Genomic DNA, 20,910 nt, shown 5'->3' on the forward strand with positions numbered 1-20,910 from the left:
CTCCTATCGCACCGTCGGGGTCGTGCCGGCATAGCCGCCGAGCGAGGGCGCGCCGTCGATCGGTTCGAGCTGCACCGGCTTCACCGGAACGTCGTCGATCCGCGTGATCTGCTCGACCGACAGGGGTTGCAGGTTCAGGTGTTCGTTGTAGCGCTCCACGAGGCGCTGAAGCCGCGCCGGATCGTTGAGCAGGCCCCATTCCGCGCGCAGGATCTGCAGGCGCTCGCGCTCCTCGTCGATCTTGCGCTGCAGCTCGGCCACGCGCTCGGCCGCGCGCTCCGCGTCGTGCTTCATGTCGTAGACGGTGGCGGCCGCCGCGAGCACGCCGATAACCAGCACCAGATTGACGTAGCGCGAGATCATGACCGCTCCTCCGCGTCAACAAGCGCCGCAAGCCGGGGCAGGCCCAGCGAGGCCGGGTCGAGATCGCGGGCCGGACCTTGCGTGCGCACCGCGGCACGCAGCTTCGCGGAGCGGGCCCGGGGATTGCGCGCCGCCTCCGCGTCGCTTGCCGCGCGCGCGCCCTTGACCAGCATGTCGAAGGTCGCCGGCGGCACATCCGTTTCCGGCAGGTGACGCGAGCCGCCCGCGTGCCGGCGGCTGCGGTCGGCGAGGAAGCGCTTGACGATGCGGTCCTCGAGACTGTGGAAGGTGACGACCACCAGCCGCCCGCCCGGCGCCAGCGCCCTTTCGGCGGCACCCAGGGCGGTTGCGACCTGATCGAGCTCGCCGTTGACGTGAATGCGCAGGGCCTGGAAGGTCCGCGTCGCGGGATGGATCTTCGCGCCGCGCGGCGGCCGGCCGACGACCTTCTCCACCACCGCCGCGAGATCGGCGGTCCGCGTGAAGGGGGCCTGCGTGCGCCGCTCGCAGATCGCGCGCGACACGGCCGAGGCGCGCTTTTCCTCGCCCAGCAATCCGATGATCCGCGTCAGATCCTTCTGCGCGGTCGTGTTGACCACATCGGCGGCCGAGGGGCCGGCGCGCTCCATCCGCATGTCGAGCGGACCATCGTGGCGAAAGGAAAAACCGCGTTCGGCCCGGTCGAGTTGCATGGAGGACACGCCGAGATCGAGCACGACACCGGCGACACCGGCAAGACCGAGCTCCGCGCAATGGCGGTCGAGATCGGAAAAGCGCCCCTGAACCAGCGTCAGCCGGCCGTCGCTGTCCCGCGCAAGCGCCTGCCCCGCCGCGATCGCATCCGGGTCGCGGTCGATGGCGACGACACGGGCGCCGCGCGCCAGGATCGCGCGGCTGTACCCGCCAGCGCCGAAGGTGCCGTCGACGACCGTCTCGCCGGGCGCGGGCGCGAGCGCCTCCAGCACCTCGTCGAGCATGACGGGGATATGCGGCGCAGCCTCGGCCGGCGCGTCGGACACATGGGAGGTCGCCTCTCGGGGCGTCTGGGGCGCGGCGGTCATTGCACGCCCTCCGCAGCCGGCGCGGCCGACTGAGCCGCCCCGCCCTTCAACATTTCCATGGCACGCCGCATCGCCTCCGCGCGATGGGCGCGGAACCGCGCGGGCTCCCAGATCTGAAACTTGTAGCCCTGGCCGACGAAGGTCACCTGATCCCCGATCCCGGCATGCTCGCGCAGCGTGTCGGACAGCATCACCCGCCCGTCCCGGTCGATCTTGAGGGTTTCGCTCGCCCCGTAGAGGGCCGTGGACAGCGCATCGTGATCGTCGGTGAGCGTGGCAAGCCCCTCCAGCCGCTTGCGGATCTCGGCCACAAGCTGGTGTCCGCCGGCATCCACCGCCGGATGATGCAGGGAGGGAAAGCAATAGAGACCTTCGAAACCGTCGCGGGTGAGAGCCTGGCGAAAGGGCGCAGGAACGGAGACCCGCCCCTTGGCGTCGAGCCGATTGGTGTAATGCGACACGAAGTCGGCCATCGATTCTCTCGCCCCATTGCCGAGCGTCGTCCGCCCGGCCCCAGCCAATCCCCCAGTCACTGAACGCGGCGCAAGCGCGCACGACCTCACAGGCCGGGCGCTGCGCCGAATGCACACCCTTCACGCGGCAACCCGACCCCGTCGCCTCATCTTGAAACGGGATGATTTGGGATATCATGGGACCTCATGGGCGTCAATGGAATCGAGTGGTCTAAGCCCCCTCCCCAAGGCGCAACCCGCACCGTCTGGAAGTTATCCACGGTTAAGCTTAAGATTGCGTTTCGATGGCCTGGGGAGGCGGGCGAACCGCGCGGAAATCCGCGCAAGGCAACACCCGTCGCCCGCGTGCGGCGGCCGTGCAAATTGCGAAAATCGCAAGCGTTTTCCACCGCGCGCGCGGTGCGCGCGGGATCCCGGCGAAGGGGTCTGGACGAGGTCGGAAAAGAAGTGTCAGCCGGCCTTTAAGCCGGGTTCTGTAAGGCGCGGCCGAAACCGCGCGCGACGACCATTCATCTGGGACATCCGTTGCGGGATGCCTCACGCAACCTACCCGGGCGGCTGGCCTGGAAACGGGCCGGGATCCCATGGGATCCCACGCCACCCCTATTCGGTCTTGCTCCCGGTGGGGTTTACCGTGCCGCTCCCGTTGCCGGTCGCGCGGTGGGCTCTTACCCCACCCTTTCACCCTTACCGCGGCCTGAGCCACGGCGGTCTGCTCTCTGTGGCACTTTCCCTGGGGTCGCCCCCGCCGGGCGTTACCCGGCACCGTCTTTCCGTGGAGCCCGGACTTTCCTCCCCCGCGGCGTTTCCGCGCTTGCGGGAGCGGTCGTCCGGCCGGCTGACCGGCGACAGGTAGGCCCCCCGGCCCGCAAGGTCAAGCGCGACGCGCCCGAGGCCCCCGCCGGATCACTCCGCCACCGCCAGTGCGGCCGCGACCGCGCGGGCGATCTCCGCCACATCCGTTTCGGTGGCGTCGGCGAAGCCGATCACCAGCCCCGAAACGGGCGACGCCGGCGCATCGGTCGCCAAGGCATAGGTCGAAAGGGCCGCGACGCCGAAGCCGCGCGCCTGCAGCGCCTCGGCGATGGCGACATCGTCGCGCGACGCATCGAAGCGCAGCGTGAGCTGAACCCCGCCGGTCGGATCGGCGACCTGTCCGAGGTTGCCGACCGCCCGGCGCAGCGCCTCGGCCATCGCGAGGCCCCGGCCGCGATAGACGGTGCGGATGCGCTTCACATGCGCCCGATAGCGGCCGGTCTCGAGGAATTCGGCGAGCGCGCCCTGCGTCGCGACATTGGCATAGAGCCCGGCCGCGCGCTGCGCCGCCGCAAGATCCGGCGCCAGTTGCGCGGGCACCACCATATAGGCGACGCGCAGGCCCGGCAGCAGGCTCTTGGCGAAGGTGCCGAGATAGACCGCCTCGCCCCCGCCCGACAGGCCCTGAAGCGCGGCGACGGGCCGCCCCTCGAACAGGAACTCGCTGTCGTAGTCGTCCTCCACGACCAGCCCGCCCGCATGGCGGGCCTGCTCCAGCACCGCGAGACGTCGCGCAAGCGGCATGGTCACGCCGGTGGGATACTGATGCGAGGGCGTGACATAGACGAGCCGGGGTGCCGGCGCCCCGGCCATCGCCGAGGGATCGGCGCCCTGGTCGTCCACCGGCATCGGCACGATTGTCAGCCCGGCCCCCAGGAACGCGGCGCGGGCCCCGAGATAACCGGGGTCTTCCAGCCACACCGTTTCGCCGGGATCGGCAAGACAGGTCGCCAGCAGAAACAGGCTCGCCTGCGTCGAGGGGGTGACGAGGATCTGCGACGGCTCCGCCCGCACCCCGCGTTCCGACGCCAGGTAGACGGCCAAGGCCGCGCGCAGACGATCGAGCCCGCTCGTCTGCGCGTACAGCACCTCGCGCCGGTCCGGGCGGCGCGCAGCGCGGCGCAAGGCGCGGGCCCATTCGTCGCGCGGGAAGACGTCGATCGCCGGCGTGCCGGGCTCCAGCCGCTTCGCCCTGGCGCGATCGGGCGCGGCCCACGGCAGGCGCGACAGGTCCTTCCCCCGTGCCGACAGCCCGACCGCGGGCGTGGCGTCGGACAACGCCGCCGCCGCGACCGGATCGCGGTCATGTCCGCAGACCCGCGGCGCCGCCCCGCGCCGCACCTCGATCACGCCCTCGGCGGCGAGCAGCTCATAGGCCGCCGTCACCGTGTTGCGCGATACGGCCAACGTTTCGGCCAGCCGCCGGCTCGACGGCAACACCGCGCCGGCGGACAGGCGACCGGCACGCACCGCATCGCGCACGCCGCGATAGATCTGATCGGGCAGCGGCACGCTTGCCGCGCGATCCAGCGTCAGAAGTCCCTCGAGCACGCGACTGGTCCCACAAGTCTGATCCAACTGGCTCTTCAACAGAGCCACCTGAATGGCACACTGCGGCGCCGGAGGCAAAGCCCGCGCTACGAGGGACATCGAGGAATGTATGCAATCGAGGCCCACAGGGTGCGGGATCGCGGGGCGCTGGTCGCGGCCATGCGCGAGCTTCAGTTCGCCGCGCTCTTCACGGGTGCCGGCGGGCTCGCCTGCACGCAGATCCCGGTCGTGGTCGATGAGGCGGACGACGGCCGGATGCGCCTTCTCGGGCATGTCGCGCGCGCCAATCCGCACTGGCGGGCGGTGGGCGACGGCATCCCGGCGCTCGCGCTGTTTCAAGGGCCGCAGGCCTATGTCTCGCCCGGCTGGTACGCCACCAAGGCGGAGACGGGAAAGGTCGTGCCGACCTGGGCCTATGTCGCGGTGGAGGCGAAGGGCACCCTGCGCCGCCTCGACGATCCGGCCGACGTGCGCACCATGCTCGACCGGCTCACCCGTCGCAACGAGGCGGGACGCCCCGCGCCCTGGGCCGTGTCCGACGCGCCGGCCGACTATCTGGAGCGGATGATGCGCGCCATCGTCGGCCTCGTGCTGGAGGTCGAGACGCTCGACGGCGTGTGGAAGCTCAATCAGGCGAAATCGGCCGCAGACCGGGCCGGAACCGCCGCCGGGCTTGCCGGCGAAGCGGACCCGCAGGCCCGGGCTCTGGCGCGGCTGGTCGAGATCCCGCCGCGCGGCTGAGGCGTCAGCCCGCGTCGGCGAGGATGCGCTTGACCTTGGCGCAATAGCGCCGGCTGACCGGGTTCATGCGCTTGGCGTAATGGCCGGCGTTGTAGCGCAGGATCGTGCCGCACAGATCGCCGCCGGCGCGCTTGTGGGCGCCGGCGAGATAGCGCATGCCGTATTTCAGGTTGGTGGCCGGATCGTAGAGCGCCCGGGCGCTGCCCTTGAAGCCCTCGCCGCGCGCCGTGCGCGGCTTGATCTGCATCAGCCCGATCTCGCCCGCGCGCCCCCGCGCCTTGGGATTGTAGTTGCTCTCGACCCGAACGACCGCATGAACGAGGTCCGCCGGGAGCCCGTGCCGCGCCGCTTCCTTGCGGATCAGCGGATCGAGAGCCTGGGCCTTCGCGTTGCCTTCCAGCAGCGCCGGATCGACCGTAGTGGTCGCGACCGTCGCGGTCTGACAGGCGCCGGCGACAAGCGCCAGACCAAGGGCTGCCACGAGCTTCGTGCGGTGAGCGATCGTCATGTGTCCCCGACCTTCCATCTTCGGTGTGCGTCTTCGTGTGGGGGCGGGGATATGACGCTGCGGTGCGACAAAAATCCGGCACCGGGGAACACGAAATGTTTCGCGTTTCGAGGCGAAAATTCGTCAGGATCGCGCGAAATGCATCAACCGGGGCAAGATCATGGCAAGGCCGGGGCCGGATCGCGGCACGGCCTCGGCAGGTTCTTGCTGCATTGCAATAAAATTCGCCTTCAACCGAGGCCGGGGCGGCGTTGCAGCAGGCGGTGGAGCGTCGAAATGGTCGACATGTCGGCCACCCCGTCGACGGTCTGCGGACGATAGTGGCGCTGGAAGGCGGTGACGGCGAGGCGCGTCGCGTCGCCGAACACGCCGTCGATCGGCACCTCGTAGCCGAAGAGCGCGAGCATCGATTGCAGCGCCTCGACCGGCTGGCCCTCCTCGCCCTCCTGGAGGTAGCGTCCGCCGCCGACCGGCTCCGGATCGACCCAGACCCCGACGCCATTCGCGGCAAGTTCGGCCCAGGGGAACAGTTCGCCGGGGTCCTGCTTGCGCGCCGGCGCGACGTCGGAATGCGCCAACACGCGTTCCGCCGCGATTGCGTGGCGGGCGCAGATGTCGCGGGCAAGCTCCGTCACCGCCGCGATCTGCGCCTCCGGGAAGGGGCGATAGCCGTACTCATGGCCCGGATTGACGATCTCGATGCCGATGGACCGGTCGTTGATGTCACGCGCACCGGCCCAGAAGGCGACGCCGGCATGCCAGGCGCGCCGGGCTTCGGGCACGAGCTGCAGGATCGTGCCGTCCTCTTCCACCAGATAATGCGCAGACACCTCGCTGCGCGGGTCGATCAGCCGCTGCAGCGCGGCCGCGCCGCTCTCCATGCCGGTGTAATGCAGGATCAGCAGATCGATGCGCGCGCCCTCGGGCCGGTCGTTGTGGTTCGGCGAGGGGCGCAGCCGCGCCGCCGGCAGGGAGGTGTCGGTCTTGACGCTCATGAAAACCCCGAAACGCGTTGCAGGAAAGCCGAAGCCGGTGCGCTGTCTACGCCATCGGCGACACGGGCGAAAGCCTCATGCGCCCGCCCCGCCGCGCTCGGCGATGATCTTGGCATAGGCGTCATTGAGCGCGGCCAGCCGGTCGTTGGCGATGCGCACGAATTCTTCCGGGACGCCGCGCGCGATCAGCCGGTCGGGATGGGTTTCCGACACGAGCTTGCGATAGGTGCGCTTGATCTCCTCGTCGGAGGCCTCACCCGTCAGGCCGAGCACCAGATAGGGATCGCCGCCGTCGCGGGTGTGACGCGCCAGGATCTGGTCGAAACTGCGCGCGTCGAGGCCGAAGATCTCGCCGACCCGGCGCAGATAGGAGACCTCGCGCTCATGCACCAGTCCGTCCGCCTTGGCGATATGAAACAACACGTCGAGAATGTCGACGCGGATGTCCGTGTCGTCGGGAAACAGCGCCGCCAGACGCTCGGCATAGGTTTCGAAGCCGGCGATGTCCTGCTTGGCGAGATTGAACAGGCGCGCCACGTTGCGCTCCTCGCCGGCGGGAATGTCGAAGACGTCGAGGAAGGCGATTTCCTCCTCGCCGGTGACGACGCCGTCCGCCTTCGCCATCTTCGCCGAGAGCGCGATCATCGCCACCGTGAAGGCGACGGAGCGATCGCCGCCGCGCCCGTCGCCGGCGGTCGCGATGAACTGCACGATGCGGTCGACCACCTCGACGCCGCCGGCGCCGATCGCCGACGCGATCGCGCTGATCCTCGACCAGATGCTCATGCCCCCTGCCCTTTCCCCTTCGCCCTGGGCCTCTTTCCCGACCTCGCCCCGGCGGGACGATCCGGCTAGCCGTCGCGTTCCGCGTCTCCCTCGGCGCCGCGATAGGCGGTCCGGGGCGGCAGATCGCCGGTCATGGCGCCCGGATCGACGATCCGGTCGAACGTCGCGGCATCGATCGCCTCGAGCGCAAGCGCCGCTTCGCGCAGGCTCGTGCCGGTGTGATGGGCCCGATGCGCGACCCTGGCCGCCATGTCGTAGCCGATCTCCGGCGCGAGCGCGGTGACCAGCATCAGGGACCGCCCGACGGTTGTCTCCAGCTGCCCCGTATTGACCTCCATATCCCGCACGGCCGACGCGGTGAAACTCGTCATGCCGTCGCTCAACAAGCGTGCGGCCGTGACGACATTGTGACCGATCAGGGGCTTGTAGACATTCATCTCCAGATGTCCTCCGGCCCCGCCCATGGCGACCGCCGTGTCGAGGCCCATCACCTGAACGGTGAGCATGGCCAGCGCCTCGCATTGGGTCGGATTGACCTTGCCCGGCATGATCGAGGACCCCGGCTCGTTCTCCGGCAGCAGCAGCTCGGCGAAGCCGGCGCGCGGACCGCAGGCGAGCAGGCGGATGTCGTTGGCGATCTTGTGCAGCGAGACCGCCAGCGTGCGCAGCGCGCCGGACGCCATCACCAGCGCGTCGTGCGAGCCCATGGCGGCGAAGGGATTGGCCGCGCGGGTGACGTCCAGGCCGGTCTGGCGGGCAAGATCGGCGGCCACTGCCTCGGCGAAGCCGGCCGGCGCGTTCAGCCCCGTGCCCACCGCCGTGCCGCCGATCGCCAGCGGCAACAGCCCGTCGCGGGCAAAGTCGAGCCGCGCAAGATTGGCGTCGATCAGCCCGGCGTAGCCCGCGAACTCCTGGCCGAGCGTCATCGGCACCGCGTCCATCAGGTGCGTGCGGCCGATCTTCACGTGCCCGTGCCAGGTTTCGGCCTTGTCGGCCAGCGCGTCCCTGAGCGCGACCGCCGCCGGGCGCACCGCGCGCTCGATCAGCAGCGCGGCGGCCAACGCCACGGCGCTCGGGACGACGTCGTTGGAGGATTGCGAGCGGTTGACGTGATCGTTGGGGTGCACCGGCTCCTTGCTGCCGAGAACCCCGCCCATCATCTCGATGGCGCGATTGGCGATCACCTCGTTGACGTTCATGTTGGCCTGGGTGCCCGAGCCGCTGATCCAGACACTCAGGGGAAACTCGCCGTCGAGACGACCGTCGACCACCTCCTGCGCGGCCGCCGCGATGGGGGTCGCGAGATCGGCCGGCAGCACGCCGAGGTCCGCGTTGACCCGCGCGGCCGCCGCCTTGATCCGGGCCAGCGCATGCACGATCTCGAGCGGAAAGCGCTCGGTGCCGATCGCGAAGCGGTGACGGGCGCGCTCGGTCTGGGCGCCCCAGTAGCGGTCCGCCGGCACGTCGACCGGCCCCATGGAATCGCTCTCGCGTCTCGTCGCTGTCTGCGTCATCGCTGCGTCCTTTTCGGGTCAGTTGCCGGGTTATCGCCGGCGACGGCTCGGGGCGGTCCGGTTGCATCCGATAAAGGGTCTGGAAACCTCCCCCTGTCAGACTACCGATACATGGTGCCGGCCCGGCACGCCACGGGGTGACCAGTGCTCAAGAAACTGAAAACGCTGCTCGGAGTCGTTGCCGGCATCCTGATCGTCTTTTCCTTCGCCGGAGCGATCCAGGGCGCGAACCTGTGGTTCGCCCAGGCCCTGTTCGAGCGCGATGCGAAGGAGGCGACGACCCGGCTTGCGCGCGACCTGCAGTCGCATATGCGCGCGGCCGGCGGCGCGGAGCAGGACGATGGCCCGTCGCCGGCGGGCGACCCGCGTCCGGCGGGACTGCGCACGTCCCTGGACCTTTGGGAGGTGCGCAGCTCGCATGCCCGGTCGCGCGAGGAGATCCAGCGCGACCTTCAGCGGAACGTGGACACCTTCGTCGCGCATCTCGACAGCCACGGACTGGAACGTCCCCTTGCCACCGTGTGGTTCGTGCGCCCCGCCGCCGATGCCGCCCCGCATTCCGTTGCGCAGCAGATCGTGCCGGTCGGCGACGCCGCGCTGCCGCCGGGCCTGCAGGCCCGGCTCGCCGCCCCCTTGCGCGAGGTGCTGGCAAACGGCCAACCGGCCTTCACCGCACCGACGGCCTTCGAACACCGCACCGATACGTCGCTGACCGCCCTGATCGCGCTTCCCCTCGCCTCGCGGACGCAGGTGATGGGGGCGCTCGTCCTCGCCCATGACCTGAGCACCACGGGCATCTTCCTGAACGATTTCGTCAATTTCGGCGTGGCCATCGTGGTCGTGCTGTGCGGCGTGGCGATGTTCGTCGCCGCCTTCTTCGTCTGGATGCGCTTTCGCGACCGGCTCAAGGCCAGTCAGACGATCCAGTTCCTCGCCCATCACGATGCGCTGACCGGACTGCCGAACCGCACGGTGTTCTCCACCAAGCTGAACGAGGCGTTGCGGCTCGCCAATGCCAAGGCGACCAACATCGCCGTGATGCTGATTGACGTCGACAAGTTCAAGCAGATCAACGACACGCATGGCCATGCGGTGGGCGATCTGTTCCTCCAGGTGATCGCGGACCGGCTGCGCTCCGTCTTCGGCGATCATCTCGTCTCGCGCCTGTCGGGCGACGAGTTCGCGGTGCTGATCACCTCGGTGACCGAACGGCGCGAGGTGACGCGCCTGGCCGCCACGATGATCGAGGCGACCCGGGCGCCGACGCGCATCGACGGCAAGGATCTGCAGATCTCGCTCTCCATCGGCATCGCCCAGGCGCGCGAGGCGGCCTGGCGGTCCTCGCGCATCCTGCATTGCGCCGATCTGGCGCTTTACCGCTCGAAGCACTCCGGCCGCTCGACCTTCAAGTGGTACTCGCCGGACATGGACGAGGAAGCCCAGCGCCGCAAGGAACTGGAGGAGGATCTGCGCAAGGCGCTCGCCAACGACGAGTTCCGCCTGCTGTATCAGCCGCAGTTCTCGCTTGGCGACCTGCAACTCACCGGATACGAGACCCTGTTGCGCTGGGAGCATCCGGACAAGGGTACGATCTCGCCGACCGTCTTCATTCCCATCGCCGAGGATTGCGGCCTGATCGAGGAAATCGGCTCCTGGGTGTTGCGCCGCGCCTGCAAGGAGGCCGCGGCCTGGGAAAACCCGGCGCTGACGGTCGCCGTCAACGTCTCGCCCGCCCAGTTCCGCCCCGGCAAGACGGAGGAGCGGGTCGCCCACGCGCTGAAGACAAGCGGGCTCGACCCGCGTCGCCTGGAAATCGAAATCACCGAAAGCCTGCTGATCGCCGACACCGAGGCGGTCGTGAAGACGCTGACCCATGTGCGGGAGATGGGCGTGTCGGTCGCCATGGACGACTTCGGCACCGGCTATTCGAGCCTGAGCTACCTGTCGCGCTTTCCCTTCGACACCATCAAGATCGACCGCGCCTTCGTCGCCACGCTCGGCAAGAACCGCACGACCGACGCCATCGTCGCCTCGATCGTCGGGCTCGGCCGCTCGCTCGGCGTCACCATCACCGCCGAGGGCGTGGAAAACGACGAGCAGGTCACCCTGCTGCGGGCGACGGGCTGCGACAAGGTTCAGGGTTTCCTCTTCGGCAAGCCGATGGATCTGTCGGACGGGCGGACCGGCGACCTCGTGGACGGACGGCCGCGGCCGGAACACGGCGCGCGGGCAACCAGGGTGGCGTGACAGGCCGACGCCGCCGCGCCGGTCGGGGCGTCGGCCTCACATCGCCGCCGCCGCCCGCGCCGCCTGGTCGTAATGCCCCGAGACCGAGCGCAGCATCGCCGCAAGCCGCGACAGTTCCGTCTGGTCCATGCCGAGATCCTTGACCGGCCCCACCAGCAGCGCCTCGCGCAGGCGCCGATACTCCAGGCAGATCGCCTCGCCCGCCGGCGTGATCGCCACCGTCTTCTCCTTGCCGAGCCGGCCGGTGGTGACGAGACCGCCCTTCTGCAGCTTCTTCAGCGCATAGGCGACGGTATGCGTGTCCTCGATGTTGAGCACGAGACAGATGTCGGCGAGCGTCTTCGGCCGGTCGCGGTGGTTGACCGAATGCAGCACCAGCGTGTCGAGCGGGCTCATCCCCGGCGCCCCGGCAGCCGCCATGCAGCGCACCATCCAGCGGTGGTAGGCGTTCACCATCATGGTGACCGCGAATTCCACCTCCGACAGGGCCGGCATGGCGCCGGAGGCTAAATGGGCGGACGACACGACCGGTCCCACGGTTGCGGCCGGCGCGCCCTGGCCCGTGGCCGCGGCCTCATCCGCCCGCGATGGCGTGTCAGACATTCTGATCCCTTTCCCGAAAATCGCCCCGGACGTGTCCCCGGCGCGCGACGCGTCATTCAAGCCCCCGAAGCGCGACGCACCTGTCAGGCTACGGCAGGTCGCCCGCGCGGGGCAACCGCGCCGCGCGTCTAGCGCACCGGCGCAGCCGCCGCTTGCGCGAACACCCTGGGCCGCAGACCTGCGTGAAACCAGGTCACGAAGGTCTCGATGGAGTAGACCGGCAGCCCCGTCGCGGCCGAGATGTCCGCGGCATAGGGCGCCATGTTGGTGCATTCGAGCACGATCGCGCCGACCTCCGGTCGGGCGGCGACCAGCGCGCGCGCCGCCGCGATAGTGTCCGCCCGCGCTCCCTCAACGTCGAAGTCCGGCGCATTGGCCAGGATCGCGGAGGTGAAGGTCGTCCCGCCTTCCGTGCCGGCCACCGGCGTGTCGGGCGCGCAGCCCGCCGCCGCCAGATGCGCGGGCGTGAGATCGGGCGCCGACACGGTGAGAATGCCGCAGCGCCGGCCCGGCGGCAGCAGCCTTTCCACCAGCGGCACCTGCATGAGCGAGGAGGCCGCCACCGGCACCGGCAACGCCGCCTGAAGATCGTGCTGCATCAGCGACAGCAACCCGCAGGAGGTGGTGATCCCGCGCACGCCCTCGGCGACCAGCGCCTCGCCCGCCGCGACGAAAGCCGCCAGCAGTCCGTCCGCCCGACCACGCACCACACGGTCGGGCGAGGCGGCCGGCACGATGCGGTAGCGCACCGGAAAGGCGAAGGTCGACGGATTGCCGATGTCGCCGGGAATGCGGGGAAACCGCGTGTCCAGCATCAGGATGCCGACCGCCGGCGCACAGCGATCCGCCCAGCTGTCGTCATCCTCGTCATCCGCTCTGCGCATGATGCGGGCCTCCCTCCCCGTCGCGTCCTGTCCGCGCTCGGCACACGTCCAAACCGCCTTTTTCCCACGTCCGGCAAGAGGGCCCGAAGCCCGCGCCCGGGTCAAGCGCGGCGGACGGCCGACCGCCCCCTCGAAAAGAATGACACTTTATCGACAAATTATTGACAAGAGACGCAAGCCTCGACACTCTTGCGCTGACGCAAGGGAGGATTGCGTGGGAGACGCACAGGCTCATCGCAAACGGGTCGCCGTGATCGGCGCCGGGATCGTCGGTGTCAGCACCGCGATCTGGCTTGCGCGCGACGGCCACGACGTGGTGCTGGTCGACCGGGCCGGCCCCGGCGAGGGCACGTCCCACGGCAACGGCGGCGTGCTGGCCTCCTGCGCCATCGTGCCGGTGACCGTTCCGGGCCTGCTCGGCAAGGCGCCGGCCATGCTGCTCGACCCGCAAAGCCCGCTCTTCCTGCGCTGGTCCTATCTGCCCCGCCTGTTGCCGTGGCTGGCGCGCTATCTCTCCCATTGCACGGACGCCGAAGCGCGGCGCATCGCCGCCGCCCTGCTGCCGCTGATCGGCGACAGCCTCGAGCAGCATCGCGCGCTGTGCGCCGGAACCGACGCGGAGCGCTGGCTGCGCCCCTCCGACTATCTCTATGTCTACCGCGATCGCGCGGCCTTCGAGGCCGATGCCTTCGGCTGGGGTCTGCGCCGCGAGGCCGGCTTCCGCTGGGACACGCTGGAGGGCGAGGCGCTCGCCCGCTTCGATCCGCTGCTCGGTCCCGCCAACCGTTTCGCCGTGCGCCTGCCGGACCATGGCGTCATTCGCGATCCCGGCCGCTACGTGAAGGATCTGGCCGCGCATCTGGAGCAGCTTGGCGGCACCATCCGCCGCGCCGACGTGACGGGTTTCCGCTTCGAGGCGGAGCGGCTGACCGGTCTCGACACCGACCAGGGCACGATTGCCTGCGACCGGGCGGTGCTGGCGACCGGCGTATGGTCGAAGGAGCTCGCGCGCACGCTCGGCGTCACCGTGCCGCTGGAAAGCGAACGCGGCTACCACATCGAGCTGGAGGCGCCGAGCGCCTATCCGGTGGCGCCGACCATGGTCGCCTCCGACAAGTTCGTGATCACGCCGATGGACGGGCGCATTCGCCTCGCCGGGATCGTGGAGTTCGGCGGGCTGGCCGCCGGCCCCTCCGCCGCCCCCTTCAAGGTGCTGGAGGCGGGCCTGCGCCGCGCCTTTCCGACCCTTGCCTTCGAGACCACCACACCATGGATGGGCCACCGGCCGGCGCCGGCGGATTCCATTCCCGTGATCGGAGCGTCGCCGCGCCACCGCGACGTTCTGATGGCCTTCGGCCACCACCATGTCGGACTGACCGGCGGCCCGCGCACCGGCCGCCTCGTCGCCGATCTGGTGAGCGGGCGAAGTCCCAACATCGACCTGACCCCCTATTCGCCGGAACGCTTCGCCGTCTAGACTGACGCCCGGCACCCCGGAGAAACCGGGGGCGGTCGATCCGACCAGAGAGCCTTGCCCGCGACCGCCACAAGATCCTGGCGCGGGCCGTTGGAGGAGAGAACAAAGATGACAGCCACCCCCAAATCCACCGTCGGACTCGTGTCCGCCGCCGCCCTTCTCGCCGCCTCCGCCCTGCCGGCGGCCGCGGAGAAATGGGACATGCCGATGGCCTATGCGGCCTCGAACTTCCATTCCGAGAACGGCGCGGAATTCGCCGCCTGCGTGACCGAGGGCACCGGCGGCGACATCGAGATCGTCACCCATCCCGGCGGCGCCCTGTTCGGCGGCGCGGAGATCAAGCGGGCGGTGCAGACCGGCCAGGTGCAGATCGGCGAGCGGCTCCTGTCGGCGCATGCCAACGAGGATCCGCTGTTCGGCGTCGACAGCATCCCCTTCCTCGCCACCTCCTTCGACGATTCCGTCAAGCTGTGGTCGGCGGCCGAAGGCGCGATCGAGGAGGCGCTCGCGGAGCAGAACCTCGTGCTGCTCTACTCCGTGCCGTGGCCGCCGCAGGGCATGTACTTCAACAAGGAAGTGACCTCGGTCGAGGACATGAAGGGGCTGAAGTTCCGCGCCTACAACGCCGCCACCGCCAAGCTCGCGGAACTGACCGGCATGCTGCCCGTCCAGATCGAGGCGGCGGAAGTCTCGCAGGCCTTCGCCACCGGCGTCGCGGAATCCATGGTCTCCTCCGGCGCCACCGGCTACGACCGCAAGCTGTGGGAAAACGTCTCCCACTTCTATGAGGTCGACGCCTGGCTGCCGCGCAACGCGGTGATGGTCAACAAGGACGCCTGGGACGGCCTGTCCGACGAGACCAAGGCCGTGTTCGCCTCCTGCGCCGAGACCGCGGAAACCGCCGGTCTGGAAAAGGCCAAGGCCTACACGACCTTCACGCTCGAGGGCCTCGCCGAAAACGGCATGTCGGTCGAGAAGCCGAGCGACCGGCTCAAGGCGGATCTCGCCGAGATCGGCGAGGCGATGACCGCCGAGTGGCTGGAATCGGCCGGCGACAAGGGCAAGGCCATCGTCGACGCCTACAAGGCGATGTGACGCGCCACTGACGGACCGCCGACGGGCGGCGGCCGGGGGCAACGCCCGGCCGCCGCGCATCGCGCGGTCGCGTGGCACGTTTCCCAAGACCCGATCTTTCAGATCCGTCGCGCGCCCGCGCGCCGACGACAGCTCGTGAGCGGACGACCCCATGACCTCCCTTGGGCGCGGCCTGCGCCGCCTTCTCGACGGCCTCTACCTGCTGGGCGGCATCCTGGCCGCCCTGTGCCTGGTCTCGATCCTCGCCATCATCGTCGGCCAGATGGTCGCGCGCTGGACCGGACTGACCTTTCCAGGCGCCACCAGCTATGCCGGCTACGCCATGGCGGCGGCCTCCTTCTTCGCCTTCGCCCATGCGCTCAACCGCGGCGCGCACATCCGGGTGAGCCTTGTGCTGAACATGTTGGGGGACAAGCGGCGCTGGATGGAGATCTGGTGTTTCGCCATCGGCTCGGCGCTGACCTGGTTCGTCGCCCATTATGCAATCAAGGCGACCTACTGGTCCTGGAAGTTCAACGACATCAGCCAGGGACAGGACGCAACGCCGCTGTGGATCCCGCAGACCGCAATGGCGGCGGGCTCCGTGCTGCTCGCCATCGCGATGACCGACCATTTCATCCGCATGCTGTTTCTTGGCGACCCGGGCATCACGTCCGACACGGTCGAACAGAGCCACGGGGAGTAAGGCCCATGGAAGCGCTTGCCCCCGTCATCCTGTTTCTCTTCGTCCTGTTCCTGCTGCTCGGCACCGGCGTGTGGGTCGGCCTCGCGCTGGTCGGCGTCGCCTTCGTCGGCGTGGAACTCTTCACCTCGCGTCCCGCCGGCGATGCGATGATCACGGTCATCTGGGCGTCGTCCTCATCGTGGACGCTGACCGCGCTGCCGCTCTTCATCTGGATGGGCGAGATCCTCTACCGCACGCGACTGTCGGAGGACATGTTCCGCGGCCTGTCGCCCTTCATGGCGCGCCTGCCGGGCGGGCTGGTGCACACCAACATTGTCGGCTGCACGGTGTTCGCCGCCGTGTCGGGCTCCTCGGCCGCCACGCTCACCACCGTGGGCAAGATGTCGATCCCCGAACTGAGACGGCGCAACTATCCCGAACACATGGTGATCGGCACGCTCGCCGGCGCCGCCACGCTGGGGCTGATGATCCCGCCCTCGCTGATCCTCATCGTCTACGGCGTGACCATCAACGAATCCATCACCAAGCTGTTCATGGCCGGCGTCCTGCCGGGGCTGGTGCTGGCCGGGCTCTTCATGGGCTATGTCGCGATCTACGCGAAGCTGTCGAAAAATTACAAGCCCGACCCCGAGCCCGGGATGACCTTCCTGGAGAAGCTGCACAACGCGCGCTTCCTGATCCCGGTGATGATGCTGATCCTCGCCGTGATCGGCTCCATGTACGCAGGGCTTGCCACCGCCACCGAGGCGGCGGCGATCGGCGTCATCGGCGCGCTGGTGCTCGCCGCCTGGCAGGGATCGCTCACCTGGAAAACCTTCACCGAGAGCCTGATGGGCGCCACGCGGACCTCCGCGATGATCGCGCTGATCCTGGCCGGCGCCTCCTTCCTGACGCTCTCCATGGGCTTCACCGGCCTGCCGCGCGGCATGGCGGAATGGATCGGCGGGATGGAGCTGTCGCGCTTCGAACTGCTGATGGCGCTGCTGGTCTTCTACATCATCATCGGCTGTTTCCTGGACGGCATCTCCGCCGTGGTGCTGACCATGGCGGTGGTCGAGCCGATGGTGCGCGCGGCCGGCATCGACATGATCTGGTTCGGCATCTTCGTCGTGATCGTGGTCGAGATGGCGCAGATCACGCCGCCGATCGGCTTCAACCTCTTCGTGCTGCAAGGCATCACCCGCCACGAGATGGGCTACATCTCCAAGGCGGCGCTGCCGATGTTCGCGATCATGCTGCTGATGGTGTTCATCGTCATCGCGGTTCCGGAGATCGCCACCTGGCTGCCGGAGAACATGCGCAGCCAACCGTAACGCGACGCGGGCCGGCGCAAGCGCCGCCGGTCCGCGCCCGCCCGCACCGGGATCGGCGGAGCATCCCGGGCGGAATTACGTTGACAAATTATCGATAAATTATTGAAGTGTGCGACGACAGCGCATTCAAGTCAGCGGGCGCCCGCGCCCGGCAAGCCGGACACACAAGGGAGAGACGCAGCATGACGACGGGCAAGTGGGACTTCTGGATCGACCGCGGCGGCACCTTCACCGACATCGTCGCCCGCACCCCCGAGGGCGCCATCAAGGCGCACAAGGTCCTGTCCGAAAACCCGGAAGCCTATCGCGACGCGGCCATCCAGGGCATTCGCGACCTGATGGGCATCGATGCCGAGACCCGCATCCCCGCCGAGCGGATCGCCACGGTGAAGATGGGCACCACGGTCGCGACCAATGCGCTGCTGGAGCGCAAGGGCGACCGCACGCTGCTGGTGACGACGAAAGGCTTCCGCGACGCGCTGGAGATCGGCTATCAGGCACGCCCCGAGATCTTCGCCAAGGAGATCGTCAAGCCGGAACTCCTGTACGAAAAGGTCGTCGAGGTGGACGAGCGCGTGCGCGCCGACGGCACGGTGGAAGCCGAGCCGGACCTCGCCGCCGTGGAGCGCGATCTCAAGGCCGCCTATGACGACGGCATCCGCTCGCTCGCGATCGTCTTCATGCACGCCTACGCCCATCCCGCGCACGAAGCCCGCGTCGCCGAGGTCGCGCGCCGGATCGGCTTCCCGCAGGTCTCGGTGAGCCACGAGGTCTCGCCCCTGATGAAGCTCGTCGGGCGCGGCGACACGACCGTGGTCGATGCCTATCTCTCGCCGATCCTGCGCCGCTACGTGGAGCAGGTGGCAAGCGAGCTTCAGCTCGACGGCACCGACTGCCGGCTGATGTTCATGCAGTCGTCCGGCGGTCTGACGGCCGCCGACCTCTTCCAGGGCAAGGACGCGATCCTTTCCGGTCCCGCCGGCGGCGTCGTCGGCGCGGTGGAAACCTCGAAGATGGCCGGTTTCGATGCCGTGATCGGCTTCGACATGGGCGGCACTTCCACCGACGTCTCCCACTTCAACGGCGAATACGAACGCGCCTTCGAGACCGAGGTCGCCGGCGTGCGCATGCGCGCGCCGATGATGATGATCCACACGGTGGCGGCCGGCGGCGGCTCGATCCTGCATTACAAGGACGGCCGCTTCCAGGTCGGCCCGGACAGCGCCGGCGCAAATCCCGGCCCGGCGTGCTACCGGCGCGGCGGCCCGCTCGCCGTCACCGACGCCAACGTCATGGTCGGCAAGCTCCGGCCCGATTTCTTCCCGAAGATCTTCGGCCCCGGCCGCGACGAGCCGCTCGACCGCGACGCGGTGGTGGCGAAATTCGACGCGCTGGCCGAAGAGATCGGCGACGGACGCACGGGCGCGGAAGTCGCCGAAGGCTTCCTGAAGATCGCCGTGGAGAACATGGCGAACGCCATCAAGAAGATCTCCGTCCAGCGCGGCTATGACGTCACCGACTACGCGCTCACCTGCTTCGGCGGCGCCGGCGGCCAGCACGCCTGCTCGGTGGCCGACAGCCTCGGCATGTCGACGGTGATCGTGCATCCGCTGTCCGGCATTCTCTCCGCCTACGGCATGGGGCTCGCCGACATCCGCGCCACCCGCCAGCAGGCGGTCGTCAAGCGGCTGGAGCCGGCCGCGCTCGGCGAACTCGGCGATCTGGTCGCCCGGCTCACGGCAGAAACCCGCGCCGAGGTGGCGAGCCAGGGCGTGCCGGCCGACGGCATCGCCGACGTGCCGCGCGCGCTGCTGCGCTACGACGGCACCGACACGCCGATTGCCGTTCCGTACGCGAACGGCGACATCGACGCGATGGTCGCGGCCTTCGCCGACGCCCACCGCGCGCAATTCGGCTTCGTCTATGACGACAAGCCCATCGTCGTCGAGGCGCTGGAAGTGGAAGCGGTCGGCGGCGGCTCCGGCATCGCGGAATCCGACGCGGCCCTCGACGACGCCCGCCCCGCCCCCCGGGAGACCGGCGAGATCTTCGCCGACGGCGACTGGCACGACGCCGGCTTCTTCGACCGCGAGAGCCTCAAGCCCGGCAATCGGGTCAAGGGCCCGGCCCTCATCATCGAGCCGCATCAGACGATCGTCGTCGAGCCGGGCTGGGAGGCGGAGATCACCGCCAAGGATCACGTCGTGCTGCGCCGGGTCGAGGCGCTGACGCGCGCGGAGGCCATCGGCACCAAGGCCGATCCGGTCATGCTGGAGGTGTTCAACAACCTCTTCATGTCGATCGCCGAGCAGATGGGCGTGACGCTGCAAAACACCGCCTATTCGGTCAACGTGAAGGAGCGGCTCGACTTCTCCTGCGCGGTCTTCGACGCCTCCGGCGCGCTGGTCGCCAACGCGCCGCACATGCCGGTGCATCTCGGCTCCATGGACCGTTCGGTGGAGACCGTCATCAAGCTCAACGCCGGCGACATCGCGCCGGGCGACGTGTTCGCATTGAACGCCCCCTACAACGGCGGCACCCATCTGCCCGATATCACCGTTGTCACCCCGGTCTTCGACGATCAGGGCAAGGAAATCCTGTTCTGGGCGGCAAGCCGAGGTCACCACGCCGACGTCGGCGGCTCCGCCCCCGGCTCCATGACGCCGCGCGCCACCACCGTGGACGAGGAAGGCGTGCTGATCGACAACTTCAAGCTCGTCGACCGGGGCCGCTTCCGCGAGGAGGCGCTGGTGAAGCTGCTGACCGACCACCCCTGGCCGGTGCGCAACGTGACCCAGAACGTTGCCGACCTGAAGGCGCAGATCGCCGCCAACGAGAAGGGGGTGAAGGAACTCAGGAAGATGGTCGGGCATTTCGGCCTGGACGTCGTGCAGGCCTACATGGGCCACGTACAGGACAATGCGGAGGAAAGCGTGCGCCGGGTGATCGAGGCGCTTACCGACAGTTCCTTCGAATACGCCACCGACCAGGGCGCGACGATCCGGGTGAAGATCACCGTCGACAAGGGCCGGCGCGAGGCAACGGTCGATTTCACCGGCACCTCCGACGTCATGCCCAACAACTTCAACGCGCCGGAACCGGTGACCCGCGCGGCGGTGCTCTACTGCTTCCGCGTGATGGTGGAGGGCGACATTCCGATGAACGCCGGCTGCCTGCGGCCGATCCGCATCGTCATCCCCGACGGCTGCATGCTGAAGCCGACCTATCCGGCCGCCGTCGTCGCCGGCAACGTGGAGACCTCGCAGCATGTCACCAACGCGCTTTTCGGCGCGTTGAAGGCGATGGCCAACAGCCAGGGCACGATGAACAATCTGACCTTCGGCAACGACACCTATCAATACTACGAGACGCTGTGCTCCGGCTCGCCGGCCGGTCCCGGGTTCAACGGCACCGACGGGGTGCATGTGCATATGACCAACTCCCGCCTCACCGACCCGGAGGTGCTGGAGTTCCGCTACCCCGTCCTGCTGGAGGATTTTCACATCCGCGCGGGCTCGGGCGGCACGGGCAAATGGTCGGCCGGCAACGGCACGAAGCGCACGATCCGCTTCCTCGAGGAGATGGATCTGGCGATCCTCTCCTCCCACCGCACCCTGCCGCCGAAGGGCATGGAAGGCGGCGGTGACGGCCAACTGGGCCGCACGCTCGTACGCCGTCTCGACGGCACGACGCAAGAGCTGAAAGGCTGCGACCAGACGGTTCTCAAGGCCGGCGAGGCGGTCACCGTCATCACCCCGACGGCCGGCGGCTGGGGCAAGGCCTGAGTCGAAATCGGGC

Annotated in this window: 17 protein-coding genes and 1 other RNA gene; 7 read left to right on the forward strand and 11 right to left on the reverse strand. The window is 69.0% G+C overall.

Translation table 11 applies throughout. The features are described from left to right. Positions 1 to 3 precede the first annotated feature (3 nt). The 5 genes from ABL312_RS12400 to ABL312_RS12420 form a co-directional block, all read right to left on the reverse strand. On the reverse strand, positions 4 to 363 hold the full coding sequence (locus tag ABL312_RS12400; protein WP_349357689.1) for a hypothetical protein: 360 nt from the start codon (positions 361 to 363) through the stop codon (positions 4 to 6). Then, positions 360 to 1,424: a 16S rRNA (cytosine(1402)-N(4))-methyltransferase RsmH gene (rsmH, locus tag ABL312_RS12405; RefSeq protein ID WP_374730123.1), complete on the reverse strand. Its 1,065-nt coding sequence runs from the start codon at positions 1,422 to 1,424 to the stop codon at positions 360 to 362. The genes ABL312_RS12400 and rsmH overlap by 4 nt, the downstream gene beginning before the upstream one ends. Then, positions 1,421 to 1,897: a division/cell wall cluster transcriptional repressor MraZ gene (gene mraZ, locus ABL312_RS12410; RefSeq protein ID WP_349357690.1), complete on the reverse strand. Its 477-nt coding sequence runs from the start codon at positions 1,895 to 1,897 to the stop codon at positions 1,421 to 1,423. The genes rsmH and mraZ overlap by 4 nt, the downstream gene beginning before the upstream one ends. Before the next feature lie 446 nt (positions 1,898 to 2,343). After that, an RNA gene (gene rnpB, locus ABL312_RS12415) (RNase P RNA component class A) lies at positions 2,344 to 2,739 on the reverse strand. Positions 2,740 to 2,803: 64 nt separating this feature from the next. Next, entirely contained in the window at positions 2,804 to 4,264 is a 1,461-nt protein-coding gene (locus tag ABL312_RS12420) for a PLP-dependent aminotransferase family protein (protein ID WP_349357691.1), read from the reverse strand. Between the two features lie 105 nt (positions 4,265 to 4,369). On the opposite strand from ABL312_RS12420, the gene ABL312_RS12425 reads away from it, so the two are divergent. Next, a complete protein-coding gene (locus ABL312_RS12425; protein WP_349357692.1) occupies positions 4,370 to 5,005 on the forward strand; it encodes an FMN-binding negative transcriptional regulator in 636 nt (211 codons plus the stop codon). Between the two features lie 4 nt (positions 5,006 to 5,009). Here ABL312_RS12425 and ABL312_RS12430 read toward each other — a convergent pair whose 3' ends face one another. From ABL312_RS12430 to ABL312_RS12445, 4 genes are all read right to left on the reverse strand, one after another. Next, positions 5,010 to 5,513 carry a transglycosylase SLT domain-containing protein gene (locus ABL312_RS12430; protein ID WP_349357693.1) on the reverse strand — a complete coding sequence of 168 codons (504 nt, stop codon included), beginning with the start codon at positions 5,511 to 5,513 and terminating at the stop codon, positions 5,010 to 5,012. Positions 5,514 to 5,743: 230 nt separating this feature from the next. Continuing rightward, a complete protein-coding gene (locus ABL312_RS12435) occupies positions 5,744 to 6,508 on the reverse strand; it encodes an N-acetylmuramoyl-L-alanine amidase (protein ID WP_349357694.1) in 765 nt (254 codons plus the stop codon). 75 nt (positions 6,509 to 6,583) lie between these two features. After that, on the reverse strand, positions 6,584 to 7,294 hold the full coding sequence (locus ABL312_RS12440) for a DnaJ family molecular chaperone (protein ID WP_349357695.1): 711 nt from the start codon (positions 7,292 to 7,294) through the stop codon (positions 6,584 to 6,586). A 65-nt stretch (positions 7,295 to 7,359) separates the two neighbouring features. Beyond that, positions 7,360 to 8,808, reverse strand: a complete 1,449-nt coding sequence (locus ABL312_RS12445) for a class II fumarate hydratase (RefSeq protein WP_349357696.1) — start codon at positions 8,806 to 8,808, stop codon at positions 7,360 to 7,362. Between the two features lie 144 nt (positions 8,809 to 8,952). Between ABL312_RS12445 and ABL312_RS12450 the strand changes: the two genes are divergently transcribed. After that, positions 8,953 to 11,055, forward strand: a complete 2,103-nt coding sequence (locus ABL312_RS12450) for a bifunctional diguanylate cyclase/phosphodiesterase (protein WP_349357697.1) — start codon at positions 8,953 to 8,955, stop codon at positions 11,053 to 11,055. Positions 11,056 to 11,091: 36 nt separating this feature from the next. Here ABL312_RS12450 and ABL312_RS12455 read toward each other — a convergent pair whose 3' ends face one another. Together ABL312_RS12455 and ABL312_RS12460 are read right to left on the reverse strand one after the other, a co-directional pair. After that, on the reverse strand, positions 11,092 to 11,658 hold the full coding sequence (locus ABL312_RS12455; protein ID WP_374730124.1) for a winged helix DNA-binding protein: 567 nt from the start codon (positions 11,656 to 11,658) through the stop codon (positions 11,092 to 11,094). 128 nt (positions 11,659 to 11,786) lie between these two features. Continuing rightward, positions 11,787 to 12,542: an aspartate/glutamate racemase family protein gene (locus ABL312_RS12460; protein WP_349357698.1), complete on the reverse strand. Its 756-nt coding sequence runs from the start codon at positions 12,540 to 12,542 to the stop codon at positions 11,787 to 11,789. A gap of 214 nt (positions 12,543 to 12,756) precedes the next feature. Here ABL312_RS12460 and ABL312_RS12465 point away from each other — a divergent pair, with 214 nt between their 5' ends. From ABL312_RS12465 to ABL312_RS12485, 5 genes are all read left to right on the forward strand, one after another. Then, on the forward strand, positions 12,757 to 14,019 hold the full coding sequence (locus tag ABL312_RS12465) for an FAD-dependent oxidoreductase (protein WP_349357699.1): 1,263 nt from the start codon (positions 12,757 to 12,759) through the stop codon (positions 14,017 to 14,019). A 108-nt stretch (positions 14,020 to 14,127) separates the two neighbouring features. Then, on the forward strand, positions 14,128 to 15,114 hold the full coding sequence (locus ABL312_RS12470) for a TRAP transporter substrate-binding protein (RefSeq protein ID WP_349357700.1): 987 nt from the start codon (positions 14,128 to 14,130) through the stop codon (positions 15,112 to 15,114). Positions 15,115 to 15,265: 151 nt separating this feature from the next. Next, positions 15,266 to 15,799, forward strand: coding sequence for a TRAP transporter small permease subunit (locus ABL312_RS12475; protein ID WP_349357701.1), 534 nt, complete (start codon positions 15,266 to 15,268; stop codon positions 15,797 to 15,799). Positions 15,800 to 15,804: 5 nt separating this feature from the next. Next, entirely contained in the window at positions 15,805 to 17,112 is a 1,308-nt protein-coding gene (locus tag ABL312_RS12480; RefSeq protein ID WP_349357702.1) for a TRAP transporter large permease subunit, read from the forward strand. Between the two features lie 182 nt (positions 17,113 to 17,294). After that, positions 17,295 to 20,897: a hydantoinase B/oxoprolinase family protein gene (locus ABL312_RS12485; protein ID WP_349357703.1), complete on the forward strand. Its 3,603-nt coding sequence runs from the start codon at positions 17,295 to 17,297 to the stop codon at positions 20,895 to 20,897. Positions 20,898 to 20,910: the final 13 nt, after the last annotated feature.

This window comes from Stappia sp., assembly GCF_040110915.1.
Classification (GTDB): Bacteria; Pseudomonadota; Alphaproteobacteria; order Rhizobiales; family Stappiaceae; genus Stappia.

Coding starts and splice junctions, on each gene's coding strand:
- ABL312_RS12485 (WP_349357703.1), top strand. CDS start 17,295: ATGACGACGGGCAAGTGGGACTTCTGGATCGACCGCGGCGGCACCTTC.
- ABL312_RS12430 (WP_349357693.1), bottom strand. CDS start 5,513: ATGACGATCGCTCACCGCACGAAGCTCGTGGCAGCCCTTGGTCTGGCG.
- rsmH (WP_374730123.1), bottom strand. CDS start 1,424: ATGACCGCCGCGCCCCAGACGCCCCGAGAGGCGACCTCCCATGTGTCC.
- ABL312_RS12440 (WP_349357695.1), bottom strand. CDS start 7,294: ATGAGCATCTGGTCGAGGATCAGCGCGATCGCGTCGGCGATCGGCGCC.
- ABL312_RS12470 (WP_349357700.1), top strand. CDS start 14,128: ATGACAGCCACCCCCAAATCCACCGTCGGACTCGTGTCCGCCGCCGCC.
- ABL312_RS12425 (WP_349357692.1), top strand. CDS start 4,370: ATGTATGCAATCGAGGCCCACAGGGTGCGGGATCGCGGGGCGCTGGTC.
- ABL312_RS12455 (WP_374730124.1), bottom strand. CDS start 11,658: ATGTCTGACACGCCATCGCGGGCGGATGAGGCCGCGGCCACGGGCCAG.
- ABL312_RS12480 (WP_349357702.1), top strand. CDS start 15,805: ATGGAAGCGCTTGCCCCCGTCATCCTGTTTCTCTTCGTCCTGTTCCTG.
- ABL312_RS12475 (WP_349357701.1), top strand. CDS start 15,266: ATGACCTCCCTTGGGCGCGGCCTGCGCCGCCTTCTCGACGGCCTCTAC.
- mraZ (WP_349357690.1), bottom strand. CDS start 1,897: ATGGCCGACTTCGTGTCGCATTACACCAATCGGCTCGACGCCAAGGGG.
- ABL312_RS12400 (WP_349357689.1), bottom strand. CDS start 363: ATGATCTCGCGCTACGTCAATCTGGTGCTGGTTATCGGCGTGCTCGCG.
- ABL312_RS12460 (WP_349357698.1), bottom strand. CDS start 12,542: ATGCGCAGAGCGGATGACGAGGATGACGACAGCTGGGCGGATCGCTGT.
- ABL312_RS12445 (WP_349357696.1), bottom strand. CDS start 8,808: ATGACGCAGACAGCGACGAGACGCGAGAGCGATTCCATGGGGCCGGTC.
- ABL312_RS12435 (WP_349357694.1), bottom strand. CDS start 6,508: ATGAGCGTCAAGACCGACACCTCCCTGCCGGCGGCGCGGCTGCGCCCC.